This window comes from Streptomyces sp. NRRL F-525 (assembly GCF_000716605.1).
Taxonomy (GTDB): domain Bacteria; phylum Actinomycetota; class Actinomycetes; order Streptomycetales; family Streptomycetaceae; genus Streptomyces.
This window is the reverse complement of record NZ_JNXE01000021.1, coordinates 84,060-98,840: the sequence shown is the minus strand read 5'-3', so window position 1 is coordinate 98,840 and position 14,781 is coordinate 84,060. Positions and strand designations below refer to the sequence as shown.

General features: G+C 69.7%; 17 protein-coding genes. 2 read left to right on the top strand and 15 right to left on the bottom strand.

The window, feature by feature from the left end; all coding sequences use genetic code 11:
* Positions 1–9: 9 nt before the first annotated feature.
* The 4 genes from OO69_RS27960 to OO69_RS27945 form a co-directional block, all read right to left on the bottom strand.
* A complete protein-coding gene (locus tag OO69_RS27960) occupies positions 10–666 on the bottom strand; it encodes a TetR/AcrR family transcriptional regulator (RefSeq protein ID WP_199811043.1) in 657 nt (218 codons plus the stop codon).
* Positions 667–734: 68 nt separating this feature from the next.
* Entirely contained in the window at positions 735–1,490 is a 756-nt protein-coding gene (locus tag OO69_RS27955) for a GntR family transcriptional regulator (RefSeq protein WP_234444547.1), read from the bottom strand.
* Positions 1,491–1,668: 178 nt separating this feature from the next.
* Positions 1,669–2,028, bottom strand: coding sequence for a nuclear transport factor 2 family protein (locus OO69_RS27950; RefSeq protein ID WP_033283568.1), 360 nt, complete (start codon positions 2,026–2,028; stop codon positions 1,669–1,671).
* Positions 2,029–2,038: 10 nt separating this feature from the next.
* Positions 2,039–2,512: an SRPBCC family protein gene (locus tag OO69_RS27945; RefSeq protein ID WP_033283567.1), complete on the bottom strand. Its 474-nt coding sequence runs from the start codon at positions 2,510–2,512 to the stop codon at positions 2,039–2,041.
* A 185-nt stretch (positions 2,513–2,697) separates the two neighbouring features.
* On the opposite strand from OO69_RS27945, the gene OO69_RS27940 reads away from it, so the two are divergent.
* Positions 2,698–3,084 (top strand): winged helix-turn-helix transcriptional regulator, encoded by a 387-nt coding sequence (locus OO69_RS27940; protein WP_051801237.1) that lies wholly within the window; start codon positions 2,698–2,700, stop codon positions 3,082–3,084.
* A 148-nt stretch (positions 3,085–3,232) separates the two neighbouring features.
* On the opposite strand, the gene OO69_RS27935 is transcribed toward OO69_RS27940, so the two are convergent.
* From OO69_RS27935 to OO69_RS27925, 3 genes are all read right to left on the bottom strand, one after another.
* Positions 3,233–3,700: a cupin domain-containing protein gene (locus OO69_RS27935; RefSeq protein WP_033283566.1), complete on the bottom strand. Its 468-nt coding sequence runs from the start codon at positions 3,698–3,700 to the stop codon at positions 3,233–3,235.
* Between the two features lie 30 nt (positions 3,701–3,730).
* A complete protein-coding gene (locus tag OO69_RS27930) occupies positions 3,731–4,657 on the bottom strand; it encodes an alpha/beta fold hydrolase (protein ID WP_051801236.1) in 927 nt (308 codons plus the stop codon).
* 122 nt (positions 4,658–4,779) lie between these two features.
* Positions 4,780–5,388 carry an isochorismatase family protein gene (locus tag OO69_RS27925; RefSeq protein ID WP_033283565.1) on the bottom strand — a complete coding sequence of 203 codons (609 nt, stop codon included), beginning with the start codon at positions 5,386–5,388 and terminating at the stop codon, positions 4,780–4,782.
* Positions 5,389–5,661: 273 nt separating this feature from the next.
* On the opposite strand from OO69_RS27925, the gene OO69_RS27920 reads away from it, so the two are divergent.
* Positions 5,662–7,389, top strand: a complete 1,728-nt coding sequence (locus OO69_RS27920; protein WP_051801235.1) for an acyltransferase — start codon at positions 5,662–5,664, stop codon at positions 7,387–7,389.
* 119 nt (positions 7,390–7,508) lie between these two features.
* Here the strand turns inward: OO69_RS27920 and OO69_RS27915 are convergent, their stop codons facing one another.
* The 8 genes from OO69_RS27915 to OO69_RS27880 form a co-directional block, all read right to left on the bottom strand.
* Positions 7,509–8,273 carry an SDR family NAD(P)-dependent oxidoreductase gene (locus tag OO69_RS27915; RefSeq protein WP_033283564.1) on the bottom strand — a complete coding sequence of 255 codons (765 nt, stop codon included), beginning with the start codon at positions 8,271–8,273 and terminating at the stop codon, positions 7,509–7,511.
* A 59-nt stretch (positions 8,274–8,332) separates the two neighbouring features.
* Entirely contained in the window at positions 8,333–9,523 is a 1,191-nt protein-coding gene (locus tag OO69_RS27910; protein ID WP_033283618.1) for an MFS transporter, read from the bottom strand.
* Positions 9,524–9,601: 78 nt separating this feature from the next.
* Positions 9,602–10,675 (bottom strand): alkene reductase, encoded by a 1,074-nt coding sequence (locus OO69_RS27905; RefSeq protein WP_033283563.1) that lies wholly within the window; start codon positions 10,673–10,675, stop codon positions 9,602–9,604.
* A 145-nt stretch (positions 10,676–10,820) separates the two neighbouring features.
* Positions 10,821–11,579 (bottom strand): SDR family NAD(P)-dependent oxidoreductase, encoded by a 759-nt coding sequence (locus tag OO69_RS27900; protein ID WP_033283617.1) that lies wholly within the window; start codon positions 11,577–11,579, stop codon positions 10,821–10,823.
* A gap of 224 nt (positions 11,580–11,803) precedes the next feature.
* Positions 11,804–12,349: a MarR family winged helix-turn-helix transcriptional regulator gene (locus tag OO69_RS27895; RefSeq protein ID WP_033283562.1), complete on the bottom strand. Its 546-nt coding sequence runs from the start codon at positions 12,347–12,349 to the stop codon at positions 11,804–11,806.
* A 103-nt stretch (positions 12,350–12,452) separates the two neighbouring features.
* A complete protein-coding gene (locus OO69_RS27890) occupies positions 12,453–13,232 on the bottom strand; it encodes an SDR family NAD(P)-dependent oxidoreductase (protein WP_033283561.1) in 780 nt (259 codons plus the stop codon).
* A gap of 60 nt (positions 13,233–13,292) precedes the next feature.
* The gene (locus tag OO69_RS27885) at positions 13,293–13,970 is read right to left on the bottom strand and encodes a class II aldolase/adducin family protein (RefSeq protein WP_051801234.1); all 678 of its coding nucleotides are present in this window, start codon (positions 13,968–13,970) and stop codon (positions 13,293–13,295) included.
* A complete protein-coding gene (locus OO69_RS27880) occupies positions 13,967–14,725 on the bottom strand; it encodes an SDR family NAD(P)-dependent oxidoreductase (protein WP_033283560.1) in 759 nt (252 codons plus the stop codon). Before OO69_RS27880 ends, OO69_RS27885 begins: the two co-directional genes overlap by 4 nt.
* Positions 14,726–14,781: the final 56 nt, after the last annotated feature.

The following is a 14,781-nucleotide window of genomic DNA, read 5'->3' as shown; positions in this document are numbered from 1 at the left end:
CGGCGTTCATCAGCCCTGCGGCTCGGCCTTCTCGGGGTCGATGAGGCCGCGAAGCACCGGCACGACGAGGCGCAGGACGTCCTCGGTGTCGGCGGCGGCCAGGTCCGGCATGCGCAGCAGATAGCGCTGGCTGGCGACGCCCATCATCATCGCGCCGCACAACGCGGCCCGCAGCCGGGCGTCGGGGCTGTCGACCATGGCGGCCACCGGGTCGACGGCCTGGGCAGTGATGTGGCCGCGCAGGAGTTCGGCGGCCTCCTCGCTGGTCATGCTGGCGCGTACGAGGACGGCCATCGGGCTGTCCGGGTCCGCGGCCCACGCCCCGAGCATGCCCCGTACGAGGTTCTCGACGGTCTCGGCGGGGTCGTCGGCGGTCAGTTCGGCGACCGGGATGTCCCAGCGGACGGCCTCACGGAACAGTCCGTCCTTGGTGCCGAAGTACTGGATGACCGACGACTTGTCGACCTCGGCCTCGGCCGCGATCGCCCGGATCGTGGCCCGCTCGTAGCCGAGTTCGGCGAACTTCCGCCGGGCCGCCGCCAGAATGCGCAGCCTGGTGCGCTCGCCCTTGCGCGGGGAGTCACCCTCGCCCGTCTGCTTCCCCGGCCGTCCCCGGCCGGGTGCCGTCGCACGCGGCGCTTCGTCTCTCACCTCGGCGGCGCCCACGCTCCGGCCCCTTTCCTCACTCGCTCACTGCCTCAGATGCTACGGCGAGGAGGTACCGCACCCGATCGTCAGGCCTGCCCGCCGCTGACGATCCTGAGCGCCGAGCGTGTGGTCACGGGGTCGTACTCCGGGGCGACATCGGCCAGCACGCTCAGGGCGGTGCGCGCCAGGTGGCCGGCGACCACGCGGGCGGCCTCCGTCTCCTCGCCCGCCTTCAGCGCGTCCAACAGCGCCTCGTGCTCCTTGTGGGCCCGCGCCCGGGAGCCCGGTACGCCGAGCTGGGCCAGCCGGATGTAGCGCTCGCTGTGCTCTGCGTGCGAGGAGAGGGTGCGCCGCAGCTGTGCTCCGACGGCCCGGGTGGCCATGCCGTGGAACTCGCGGTGCGCTGCGTACCACTCGTCCGGCTTCTCGTCGTCGCTGAACTCCCGCATCCGCTCCAGGAGTTCGGCCATACGGTCGAAGTCCTCGCCGGTGAGCGTCTTCGCCGTGGTGGTGACGGCCAGCGCCTCCAGCATGATGCGGGCGCCGTACACACCGTCCAGGTCCTCGGGGTCGACTCCGCGCACGCGGGCCCGCTGGTCGGGGCGAGCGTCGATGAGGCCCTCTTCCTGGAGGAGCCGGAAGGCCTCGCGCATCGGGGTGCGGCTGACGCCGAGCTTGCGGGCCATCTCCGCCTGGAGGAGCGCCGATCCCGGGGGCAGTTCACCGCTGAGGATCATGGACCGCAGCCGGCCGTGCACGTCGAGAGCCATCCGGCGACCGCCGTTGGGCGCCTCGGGGCTCGCACCAAGCTCTTCCGACGAGTCGCTCGTATTCCTGCTCACGCCCGGAGTGTACCCAAGAGGTGTATCCAATAAGGACGCACACGAACCCGGACCCGGCGATGGCCCGCCGACAGGCCACCGCCCGGGTCCGGGCAGCTCGGGGAGTGTATCCACCTTTCGATACGTCGACAGCTCAACCGCCGACGGCTCAACTACTGGCGACTCAACTGCCGACGGTTCAGGCGAAGAGCGGAGCGAGGTCGAAGTAGACACGGAAGTCGTCGATCAGGCCGCTCTCGTCGACGTGCCACATGGTGACGGCGGGGACGGTGACGGTGTCCCCGGTCAGTCGGTAGTAGTCGACCAGCTCCTCGATGATGGCGTCGGGGCCGGTGTACCACTCGCGGACGACCCGGTGGCGCAGCCCCTTGATCGCGCCGAAGAAGCCGCTGACTCCCGCTTCTATCTCCTCGGGGCCGATCATCGGCTCGTTGTTCCCGAACCGCATGCTGCCCTTCGGGCTGAACAGCCGGCTGAAGCCGGCGGCGTCGGTCCCGTCGACCAGCGCGAACACCTTGGCGGCGAACTCTGTGGGCATGGCAGGCTCCTCAGGCCGAGATTCCGGTGGCGGTACCGGCGACCCGGTCCCGTACGGCCTTGAGCGTGGTCCGCACCGCGTCGAGGTAGTCGGCCTCCATGTGGGCGGCGAACTTCTTCTCCTGCGTGCTGCCCGGCTCGGTCCCGTCCAGGACGATGCGGAAGGCGAACGTGAGGGCCAGCTCGCCGGCCTCGTCGAAGCCGAGTTCGTTGTCGATGGTGCCCTTGGCCGTGCCGTGCGTCCGCACGAAGTGGACACGCTGCTTGGGGTAGAACGTGACGACCTCGCGCACCGGCTGACCCGCGTGCACGATCTCGCGCACCAGCCCGCCGTCGAAACGCTCGGTCACGGAGCACTCGCTCATGCTGGCGATGTACGGCAGCGGGTTCCGGGCCTTGTCGACCAGGCCCTCCCAGACCTCGTCCAGCCCGAGCGGCGGCTGTGTGCCGTCGTTCACGGAAAGAGTGCGGCTCACTTCGATCATGGTGTCCCTCCATGGGATTGAACTTCTCAAAGTGTGCACACTCTGCGTTCCGCAGTAAAGACTGAGGAGCGTTTATTCCGAACTGGACCTGGAGGACGAGGCATTAAATGTATGCAGTTGATCCAATCCGGTAACTAAAACGCACTCAGTGCGCCAAATACGGGCCCCGCCGTACCCTTGAAGCCATGACCGAGACCCGTCTGCCGCTGCACTCCTGCTCGTACACCGAGGACGTCTTCAACCTCCTCGGCAAGCGCTGGACGGGTCCCCTCATCGACCTTCTGCTCCAGCGCCCGGCCCGCTTCAGCGAACTGCACTCCGCACTCCCGGCCCTGTCCAAGCGGGTCCTGAGCGACCGCCTCTCCGAACTGCAGGAGATCGGCCTCGTCGAGCGCGAGGTCTCCCCCGGCCCCCCGGTCGCCGTCACCTACACCCTCACCGAACACGGCATGGGACTCGGCCCCGCCATGGACGCCCTGCGGATCTGGGCCGGCGCCCCCGTCGACGACCAAGGCCGCCTGCTTCCACACAGGGAGGGCGAGGAGCACGTGGCGAAACCGAACGGGGCCTGACACCGCCCGGCTGCCACTCGGCCAGTTGCTCGCGGGCCCCACCCGAGGCCCGCAGGTCTTCCGGCAGCACCTGACGCTGTGCCGCCATGGAAGCCGCGCCCGGGACCACGGATCCCGGACCGGATCACCAGGATCCTGGGCCGGATCGTCAGCGCGGCGGGCCGAGGAGGATCTGGCCGTACTTCTCGGCGGCTTCGGCCAGCCGGTCGGGCGTGAGGGCGAAGTCCTTCGGCCGAGGTGTGGTGATGTCGCGGCCGGCCTGCCGGAACATGCCCTCGATGCCGCCGGGCGTGGTGATCATGAGCAGGTCGGCGGTGTCCGACGTGATGCGGTAGCCGTGCGGGATGTTCCTGGGCAGGTAGACGATGCCGCCCTCGGACAGCTCCATCCGCTCCTCACCGAGCCAGAGCAGCGCCTCACCCTTGATGAGCATGAAGATCTCGTCCTCACGCGTGTGCATGTGGAAGGGCGGCGCCTCCCCCTTGGCGACGTCGAACCGCCCGACGGTGAGCTGCCCGTCCGTCGCCTCGCTGTCGAGGAGGACGGAGAACGTGCCGCCGTCCAGCCATTCGAGGGTCTGCTGCTGCTCCCGCTGGGCCAGGAAGGCCATGGACATGATGAAGATCCTTCGTGAGTCGTGTTCCGGTCAGGCCAGGAACGGGGTGAGTACGGCGAGCAGGGCTTCGGGGTGCTCGTCGGGGATGTAGTGACCGCTGCCGGCGATCACGGATTCCTGCACGTCGGGTACGACCGGACGCAGGGCCTGGGCCAGGTAGCCGCCGACGCTGTGCTCGCCGCCGACGGCCAGCACGGGCATCGTCAGCAGACCGCCGGCCTCGCCCCAGGCACGGTTGTCGCGGCCGTCCCGGAGCATCGTGCGGTAGTGCTCGAAGCCGCCGCGCAGGGCGTCCGGGCCGCTCAGGGACGCGGCGATGGTGTCGATCTCCGCCGCCGGGAAGGCCTCGGAGTTGGCGGCCATCTTCGCGAACCACCAGCGCAGGAAGGCCTTTTCGTTGCCCTGGAACAGCAGTTCCGGCACTTCGGGGGTCATGAAGAGCCCGAAGTGGAAGAGGCCGCCGGACGCCGGGTCCATGATCTCTTCGAGACCGTAGCCCGGGACGGCCAGGTCGACCAGGGCAAGCTTGTGGATCTGGTCGGGATAGAGGCGGGCGTAGGAAAAGGCGACCATGCCACCGATGTCGTGCCCAACCATGCGGACCGGACCGGTCAGCCCCAGGGCCTGGAGCAGTTCGCGCACGTCACGAGCCTGGTTGTCCTTGTCGTAGCCGGCCTCGGTGACCTCCGAGCCACCCGTACCGCGCAGGTCGGGGGCGATGACCGTGTACCCGAGGTCGGCGAGGGGCCGCAGCATGAACCGCCATTCCCGCCAGGTCTGCGGCCAGCCGTGCAGCAGGGCCAGGGGTTCGCCCGAACCGCCCACGACGGCGTGGATCCGGGTGCCGTTGACCTCTCGGACGACCTGGGTGAAGCCGTCGGGGAGGTCGTACGCGAACGTCGGTACGTTCGGCACTGTGGCCTGGGCCGGGATGTGCGGGGTGGTGGTGCTCGTCATGTCTTGATCTCCGGTGAGTTCTGGTGCGGGCGGGGCGGGCGCCGGGGGGGGGTGCGGTGCGGAGGGCGGAGTCCCTCACCCCACCAGCCATCGGTCCCGCACCCCGCCGGCCGTCGCTGCCGTCACTGCTGCGGCAGAAGCTCCATGACGATGTTGATGATCTTGCCGCCGTTCTCGGTGGTCCAGTTGCGGGCCAGTTCGGCGAGGAGCTGGTTGGTGGAGGTGATGGTCGCGCCCGCCTTGTCCATACGGCGGATCGCGATCTCGTCGGCGATCTTCGCCGGGGAGCCGCCGGCGTCGGCGACGACCTGGACCGGGTGGCCGTTCGCGAGGGCGGTGAGGGTGGGGAAGACGGTGCAGACGTCGTTGGTGACACCGGCGATGATCAGGTGGGTGCGGCCGGTGGCGGCGACGGCGTCGGCGAAGTTCTTGTCGTCGAAGGCGTTGACGACACCCTGGCGCTGGACGCGGGCGGCGAACTCGGCCGGTGCTATATCGGCCAGCTCGGCGAGCAGCGGGCCCTGGGCGTACTCCTCCATCGAGGAGGTCAGCACCAGCGGGATGTCGAGAGCCTTGGCGGCCTTGGCGAGGGCGAGGGCGTTGGCCTTCATCTCCTCGAAGGCGATGGAACCGACCCAGCCCATGGTGCCGACCTGGTGATCGATCAGGAGGATCGCGGTGTTGTCGGGGGTGAACGCCTCGGCGGTGGCCGTGGTGGGCTGCTGGGTCATGGTGGAACTTCTTCCGGGAGCTGGGTGGGTGTGCTGTGGGGTTGTGATGACCGATCGATTTACTTGGTCGGCCAATCATTAGTCGTCAGCGTACGCCATCCCGGATCTATTCCCCCACCGGTTCCGCGATTCGCACCTGGCCCAGCAGGTGACACCATCACTGCCAGGCGCCACCCAACTCGCATGCGACTGCTTTGGTCGGCCAACATGATGGGTCAATGCCACTCACAGCCAGCACGCGCAGCACGGTTGCTCGGGCAGTAAGCGCTATCTATGCTGACGGGCGTGGATCTGGAAGATGGCGTCGAGGACTCCTATTTCGACTACTGCCCCTGGGATTTCGGGCCCAAGGCCTCTGCCGCACAGCGCGTCGCCCAGAGCACGCACCAGGAGCGTCTGGCCGAGACCGGGGCGAGTCTCGGGCCGCGCTGCTACGTCTCCCCGGCCGCTGCCGTGTTCACCGATGTGCTGTGCCTGGGCGCCGACTCCTACATCGCCGGGTACGCCTACGTCACGGGTAAGGTGCGGGCCGGGAGTGACTGTTCGGTCAATCCGTACGCGACGGTGCGGGGGCGGGTGACGCTCGGGGACGGGGTACGGATCGGCGCGCACGCTTCCCTGCTCGGTTTCAATCACGGTTTCGCCCCGGACGAGCCCGTGCACCGGCAGCCGCTGACGAGCGAGGGCATCGTCGTCGGCGACGACGTGTGGATCGGCTCGAACGTCGTCGTCCTGGACGGGGTGACGATCGGCGATCACTGCGTGGTGGGGGCCGGGGCTGTCGTCACCAAGGACCTGGCGCCGTGGACGATCGCCGCCGGCAACCCGGCCCGCCCGCTGCGGGACCGTCGCGGGCGCGGCGGATCGGGGACCGCCGGTCCGGAGAGCCAACTGGGTGACGCCGTAGCCGAGTTCGCCGAGCGGGCCCAGGCACAGGCGGCCGATGTGTTGGCCCGCGGCTGGAGCGACGACACCGGCCGGTACAGCGATCGGCCGGGCGTCCCGGCGACCGTGCGCGCACACTGCGACGCCGTGGAGATCGCCGATCTGCTGCTGGGCGCTCCCCCGAAGCAACTGACCGCCACCGAACACACCGAGCGGCTGCGCGAGTTGCAGGATCCGGTGAGCGGACTGGTGCCCGAACTCGCTGCCGGAGGCGGCCCGGGCACGCTCCCCGCACCTGCCCGCGACGGATGGATCGAGGACGGCACTGCCGAGTACCACGTGCTCTCCGTGGGCTACGCGCTGGAGTTGCTGGGCTCCCGGTTCGCCCACCCGGTGCATGTCGTGGAGCGGATGACGGCCCGTCAACTGGTGGCGCGACTGGAGGAGTTGCCCTGGCGGACGCGGGCGTGGTCGGCGGGCGCGTGGGTGGACTGCTGGGCGACCGGCGCGCACCGAAATCGCGACGTGGCCGGTGAGTCGTCCGGCGGTTCCGGTGCGCTGGAGGCGCTGTTCGGCTGGCTGGCCACGCGGGTGGATCCGTGGACGGGCATGTGGGGTGCGGCGCCCTCTCCGACCGAGGGCAGGCTTCAACTGGTCAACGGTTATTACCGGTTGGCCCGTGGCTCGTACGCGCAGTTCGGGATTCCGGTGCCGTATCCGGAGCGGGTGGTGGACACCGTGCTGGCCCATGCGAGCGATCAGCGCTGGTTCGCGGCGGGCCGGCAGAACGCGTGCAACGTGCTGGACGTGGCTCATCCGTTGTGGCTCGCGGGACGTCAGACCCGTCACCGGGAGGGTGAGGTACGGGCGTGGGCGAGTGAGCAGTTGACGTCGGCGCTGGGTCGCTGGCGTGACGGAGCCGGCTTCGGCTTCGGCCCGGCCGGAGAGGGCGGCTCGGGTCCCGGCCGGGAGCCGGGTCTGCAGGGCACCGAGATGTGGCTGGCCATCATCTGGCTGCTGGCCGACCTGGTGGGGGTGTCGGACCGGCTGGGCTACCGCCCGCGGGGTGTGCACCGGCCGGAGCCGGCGCGCTCACCCATGTTCGCCGTGCCCTAGCTCGACTCTGCCGGGGATCTTGGTCACTGGGGCTCAGGTGCCCAGGGTTCGCCGGTCGAAGTCCTGGCGAACCCTGGGCAGTTGACCTCGACTGCGCCAAGATCCCCGACAGGGGCGGACTAGAAGAACCCGCCGTCCGCCTCGATCGTGCGGCCCGTGATGTACGAGGCGTCGTCGGAGACCAGGAAAGCGGTGATCGACGCGATCTCCTCCGGGCGGGCGAGGCGGCCGAGGGCGCCGTGCATCTTCTCCCAGGCGTCCAACGGGGCGTCGAGCAACGGGTGCTTGTAGCTGAGGGCGTGGGTGTTCGCCATGTCGGTGGCGGTGCCGCCGGGGGCGATGGCGTTGATGGTGATGCCGCGTGCGCCGAGTTCCGGCGACAGGTTGAGCACCATGCTGTTCACCGCGCCCTTGCTGGCCGCGTACAGGGTGTGGTGGAACACGGCGCGGGTGGCGCTGACCGACGAGGTGAGCACGATCCGGCCGCCCTCGGTGAGGTGCCGGGCCGCGTGCTGGACGGCGAAGAGCTGTCCGCGCGTGTTGACGGAGAAGACCCGGTCGAAGTCCTCCGGGGTGATCTCGTCGAGGCGGCCGAAGTGCTCGATCCCAGCGTTGCTCACCAGGATGTCCAACTGGCCGTACTTCTCGGCGACTTGGTCGACCAGTCGGCCGGTCTGTGCCGGGTCGGACACGTCCGCCTGGATCGCGATCGCGTCGGTGCCGTTCTTCGTCAGCTCCTCGACCAGCTGCTCGGCGTCGGCCGCGCTGCTGCGGTAGTTGACCGCGACCGTCGCGCCGTCCTGCGCGAGGCGTTCGGCGACGGCCCGGCCGATGCCGCGACCGGCTCCGGTAACGAGGGCGACCTTACCGGTGAGCTTTCCCATGACTGTTCCAATCCAGGTGTTGTGGGGGGGGTGGGGGGAATGCGTGAGCGAAGTCCGGCTCAGCGGTGCGCCGGCTCCGTCTGTGCCGTTCCGACCGCGGGCGCGGGCGACCTGCGTTCCAGCGCCGCCGCCAGTACGGCCAGGACCAGCGCCCCGGCGGCGAGCAGCGCGCCGACCACGGCCGGGGCCGTATAGCCGAGGCCCGCGGAGATAACGAGGCCGCCGAGCCAGGCGGCCAGCGCGTTGCCCAGGTTGAAGGCACCGACATTGACGGCCGACGCGAGGGTCGGGGCGCCGGAGGCGTGGTCCAGGACCCGCTTCTGGAGCGGCGGTACGGCGGCGAAGCCGAGCGCGCCGACCAGCGTGAGGGTGATCGCGGCGAGGACCTTGTGGTGCGCGGTGACGGTGAACACCGCGAGCACCGCGGCGAGGGCGCCGAGGGAGACGTAGAGGAGGGGCATGAGGGCGCGGTCGGCGAAGCGGCCGCCGATCAGGTTGCCCGCGACCATGCCGAGGCCGAACAGGACGAGGAGCCAGGTCACCGAGGTGTCCGCGTAGCCGGCGACGTCGGTCATCATCGGCGCGATGTAGGTGACGGCGGCGAAGACTCCGCCGAAGCCGAGCACGGTCATCGCCATGGCGAGCAGGACCTGGGTGTTCTTGAGGGCGGCCAACTCGTGGCGCAGGTGCGCGCCTTCGGGGCGCGGCAGGTCCGGGACCAGCCTGGCGACACCGGCAAGTCCTACGACTCCCAGCCCCGCGACGATCGCGAAGGTGATCCGCCAGCCGGCGGACTGGCCGATGAAGGTGCCGAGCGGGACGCCGACGACGTTGGCCACGGTCAGGCCCGTGAACATCAGGGCGATGGCGCGGGCCCGCTTGTCCGGGGCGACCAGTTCGGCCGCGGCCACCGTGCCGATGCCGAAGAAGGCTCCGTGGGCCATCGAGGCGACCACGCGGCCGATCAGCATCACGGCGAAGACGGGCGCCGCGGCGGAGATGAGATTGCCGACGACGAAGAGGCCCATGAGCAGCATCAGCATCCGCTTGCGCGGGACATGGGTGCCCAGGATGGTCATGAGCGGGGCGCCGACCATGACGCCGAGGGCGTAGCCGGTCACGAGGAAGCCGGCTGTGGGGATGGAGACTTCGAATTCGGACGCGACCTCGGGGAGCAGTCCCATGATGACGAATTCGGTGGTTCCGATCCCGAAGGCCCCGACCGCGAGGGCCAGGAGCGCGAGGGGCATGGCGTTCACCTCTCCGTTCAATGCGATTGCGCTGTACGGGAGTTCGGGCCCGGATCGCGCTCCGGGCCCGGTGCGGGACTACTGACCGAGGGTCGGGTAGTCCGTGTAGCCGCGCTCGTCGCCGCCGTAGAAGGTCGCCGGGTCGGGCGTGTTGAATGGGCCGGCCTGCTGGAGTCGCGCCGGCAGGTCGGGGTTGGCGAGGAAGAGGGCACCGAAGGCGACCGCGTCGGCGGTGCCGTCCTCGACCAGGCTCAGGGACTCGTGGCCGGTCGGGTTCGGGTGGGTGAAGGGGTTGAGGATGAAGGCGCCCTGCCACTGCTTGCGCAGTTGGAGCGTCAGTTCGCGGTCCGGGCCCTCCATGAGGTGGACGTAGGCCAGGCCGAGCGGGGAGAGCGCGGTCAGCAACTCGCCGTAGAGGCCCGACAGTTCGCTCTCGACGATGTCGTTGTACGGGTTGCCGGGCGAGATGCGGAAGCCGACGCGCTCGGCGCCGATCGCCGCGGTGACCGCCTTGGCGACCTCGACGCCGAAACGGATACGGCCCTGGATCGTGCCGCCCCACTCGTCGGTGCGGAGGTTGACGTTGTCGGAGAGGAACTGCTGGATCAGGTAGCCGTTGGCGCCGTGGATCTCAACCCCGTCGAAGCCCGCGGCGATCGCGTTGCGGGCGGCGGAGACGAAGTCGGCGATCGTCTGCTGGATCTCGGCGGGCGTGAGTTCCTTGGGCGCCACGCAGTCCTGCGGGCCTTCGGCGGTGAAGACCTGGGTCTTCGCGGCCACCGAGGAGGGCGCCACGGGGATCAGCCCGTCGGGCAGCAGGCTCGGGTGGCCGATACGACCCGTGTGCATGAGCTGGGCGAAGATCACGCCGCCCTTCTCGTGCACGGCGTCCGTCACCTTGCGCCAGGCCGCCACCTGCTCGTCGCTGTGCAGGCCGGGGGTGCTCGGGTAGCCCTGTCCGACCACGCTGGGCTGGATGCCCTCGGAGACGATCAGGCCGGCCGAGGCTCGCTGGGCGTAGTAGACGGCCGTCGAGTCGGTCGGCGACTGGCCGGGGCCGTCGGCGCGACTGCGGGTCATCGGCGACATCACGATGCGGTTGCTCAGCGTCTTGGCGCCGGCGAGGTCGAGGGAGTCGAACGCGGTGGTCATGGGTCCTCCAAATATGGTCGACCAATCAATCTCCTTCGACTATACATTGGTCGACCAATTACATTGTGGGGTGGGGGTGAATGTGGCTTGGGTTCGTCGTGGGGGCGGAGCGGGGGCCCGCGGGGGGGGCTCCCTACCGGTCCGGCTACGACCGGACGAGGCCGCCGTCGACGTACAGCGTCTGGCCCGTGATGAACGCCGCGTCGTCCGAGGCAAGGAACGACAGCATGCCGGTCAGGTCCTCGGGGACCTGGAGGCGCCGGATGGCCTGCATCTGCGGGACCGCCTCGAATAGGTCGGTCGGGCCGGCCTCCGTGGTCGCCGTCCGCACCATGCTCGGCGCGATCGCGTTGACGGTGATGCCCGCGTCGGCCAGGTCGGTGGCCAGTCCCCGGGTGAAGCCGATCGCGGCCATCTTGCTCGCCGCGTAGTGCGAGAAGCCGGGGATGACCATGGCGACGGAGTTCGAGGTCATGTTGACGATCCGGCCCCAACCGCGTTCACGCATGCTCGGAGTGAACGCCTTCACGGTGTGGAACAGCGCGTCGACGTTGAGCGTGAACACCGCACGCCACTGCTCGAACGTGATGGTGTCGAAGGGCTGGTTCGGGTAGATGCCCGCGTTGTTGACGAGGATGTCGGCCCCGCCGAAGTGTTCCGCTATCTCGGCCTGAGCGGCGACCACGCTAGCAGGGTCGGTCAGATCGGCCTGTACGGCGATGGCCCGGCCGCCCGCGTCGGCGATCTCCTTGATGACCGCCGCCCCGTCAGCCCGGTCCAGCACTGCCACGGCCGCACCCTCCGCGGCCAGGCGATGGGCGTAGGCGCGGCCGATTCCGGCGGCCGCCCCGGTGACGACAGCCGTGCGTCCCTCGTGACGCCGCTCGTTGATCCGGTCGGACATGGTGACTCCCTTGTCGGTTGGTGCGTCGACCGGGATGGGCAAGGCGGCCCATTGGTCGACCAATAAAGTACCTTCGACTATACATTGGTCGCCCAAGTAAATGATTTGGGAGTGCGCCTTAGTACCGGGCTGGCGTTGCTGCGGCCGCCAGGTCCGGGTGTGCCCAGCACGGCCGACCAGGATCGTCCGCCGGGCGAGCGGGCCTCAGGCGCAGCGACCCTGCGTCACGAAGCGGACGTGCCGTCCGTGGCGTCGGGCGCACTCGCGGACGCCTCCCCGGCGGACGGTGCCGTCGTGAGGTTCGCCTCGATCCGGGCCAGCACTCGCATGGCCTGGTCGTACTCCGCTTCCGTGAAGCCGGCTGCGGTGACCTTTTCGAGGTCGGACCACGCCTTCTTGACCTGGCTACGCAGGGCCTGGCCCGCGCGGGTGGCGCTCACGACGACGGCCCGGCGGTCGTCGGGGGACGGCTTGCGGGTGACGAAGCCGGACTGTTCCAGGCGCTGGAGCATCTTGGTGACCGTCGACGGATCCAGGCCGAGTGTCTTGATCAGATCCGCCTGACGCTGCTCGCCGCGCTCCCACAACTGCATCATCAGCAGTTCCTGGCCCGTGTACAGGCCTGTGTCGCGCAGCAGGCTCCCGGCCACGAGCCGGTGCACACGGGCCGCGCGGAAGAGGGCCTCGCTCATCGGGGCCTCGGCGACGGTGGGTACCGCGCCTTCTTCTCCCTCCTGTCCCGGACGTACGGAATCGGATTTCCGCGGCATGGCTGTCGATCCTCCTGGCGGACGGGTCACGTCCCTCGCGACGGCGGCCCGGCGAGGGACTCGGCTCGCTCCCAGTGTATTGGTCAGCCAACAGAACCGCGGTTCAGCGGTAACCCGCGGTCCAGCCGCCGTCCGCGGAGATGTTCTGGCCCGTCACCCAGCTCGATTCGTCGGAGGCGAGATACAGCGCGAGGGCGGCGATGTCGGGGCCTGTCCCGGCCCGCTGGATCAGATGCATGTCGAGCATGTACTGCCGACCGCTGTCGTCGACCGCCGCGTCGGTCGCCGGTGACGCGACGAAACCCGGGGAGATCGCGTTGGCCCGGATGCCGTCCGGCGCTCCTTCCGCGGCGAGCGTGCGGGTCAGGGCGATCACCCCGCCCTTGGCCGCGGAGTGCGCTGCCTGACCGAGACCGCCGATGCCCTGCAACCCCGATATCGAGGCCGTGTTGATGATCGCCCCGCCGCTGCGCCGGAGATGGGCCCAGGCGGGATGGGTGGTGTGGAAGACGATGTCCAACTCGACCCGCATCACATGCCGCCAGAGTTCGACGGTGAAGTCGGCGAAGGGCGCGAAGCCGAAGCCCGCCGCGTTGTTGTAGAGCACGTCGATGCCACCGAGGCCGGCAGCTGCCTCCTCCACCCAGGCGCGGGCCGCGTCGGGATCGGCGAGGTCGACGGTGTGGCCGTGGACGTCGTGCCCCTGTTCCGCGAGCTTCCGCGCGGTGGCCTCGGCCGCCCCCTGCGCCACGTCGCAGCCGACGATCCGGGCCCCCTCCCCCGCGAACAACTCCTGTGCTGCGGCGCCCTGTCCGCCTCCGGTACCGGTGATCAGGACCCTTTTGCCGGACAGGCGAGTCCCGGCGGCTACGTTCGTCTCCATGCTGTTTCTCCCTTGGAACAGGCATCGGAACAGGCGTTGGAACACGCCTTACAGGGGCATTCAGAGCACGCCGGCCCGGCGCCGCAGATGTGCCCACAACCGCTCCAGCAGCGGTGGCCCGGCCGCGCGCCACGCCGTGATCTCCTCCGGGCTCAGGGTCGTCACGGGACCGGCACCGTGCGCCGCGAGATGTACCCGGCACGCGGCAGCGAGCAGCCACATGCGGGTCACGGCGAGCCCGGGACCGGCCCCGGTGGTGAGGGCCCCGTTGCCGCGCAGCACGAGTGCGTCGGACGTGCCGAGTGTGTGGGCCGCGCGCTTTGCGAGTTCGGCGGTGCGCAGCAGTCGGGCGTCGTCGTGCACCGGGATCGAGGCGCCGAGCCAGGCGGCCTGTCCGTGCAGCGGGGTGATCCGGTCGGTGACGGCACCGGCGGCCAGTATGTCCTCGGGCTGGGCCCGCGCGATCGCCATGACGTCGGGCCGAGCCCGGTAGACCGCCAGATGCCCCCAGGCCTCGGGCGGCGCTCCAACAGGCAACTCCTGTGCGGCCAGGCGGATTTCGAGCAGCTCGCCCGGTTCGACCAGGTCGAGTTCCTTCGGCGGGGTGATGAGCACGGAGTCGCCGCGGCGCACCGACACATGCCCGAACGCCGTGACCAGGCCGAGGCGAGCCAGTACCCGAGCCGCCTCGACCAACTCGGTAGTGGTCGAGGAAGCCGTCTCCTCCACCGTCGTCATGACCGTACGAGCCCGCCGTCGACGTACAGCGTCTGGCCGGTGACGAACGCCGCGTCGTCGGAGACGAGGAACGACAGCATGCCCGTGAGATCTTCGGGGACCTGCACCCGGTGGATGGCCTGCAACTGCGGTACCGCGTCGAAGAATTCGGCGGGCCCTGCCTCCGCCGTGGCGGTCCGCACCAGGCTGGGGGCGATGGCGTTGACGGTGATGCCCGCGTCGGCCAGATCGGTGGCGAGCCCTCGGGTGAAGCCGATCACGCCCATCTTGCTGGCCACGTAGTGCGCGAAGCCGGGGATGACCAGGCCGATGGAGTTCGAGGTCATGTTGACGATCCGGCCCCACCCTCGCTCCCGCATCCCCGGCGTGAACGCCTTCGCCGTGTGGAACAGCGCGTCGACGTTGAGCGTGAACACCGCGCGCCAGTCCTCGAACGTCATGGTGTCGAAGGGCTGATTGGGATAGATGCCCGCGTTGTTGACGAGGACGTCGACCGGCCCGAACTGCTCCGCGATCTCTCCCTGAGCCGCGACCACGCTCGCGGGGTCGGTCAGATCGGCCTGCACGGCGATGGCCCGGCCACCCGCGTCGGCGATCTCCTTGACGACCGCCGTCCCGTCAGCCCGGTCCAGCACCGCCACGGCCGCACCCTCGGCGGCCAGGCGAAGGGCATACGCGCGGCCGATTCCGGCGGCCGCTCCGGTGATGACAGCCGTACGACCCTCATGGCGCCGCTCGTTGATCCGGTCGGACATGGTGACTCCTTGCCTGAAAAGTGTATGCAGATTGAGGGTTTCGCGGGGGCTCGACG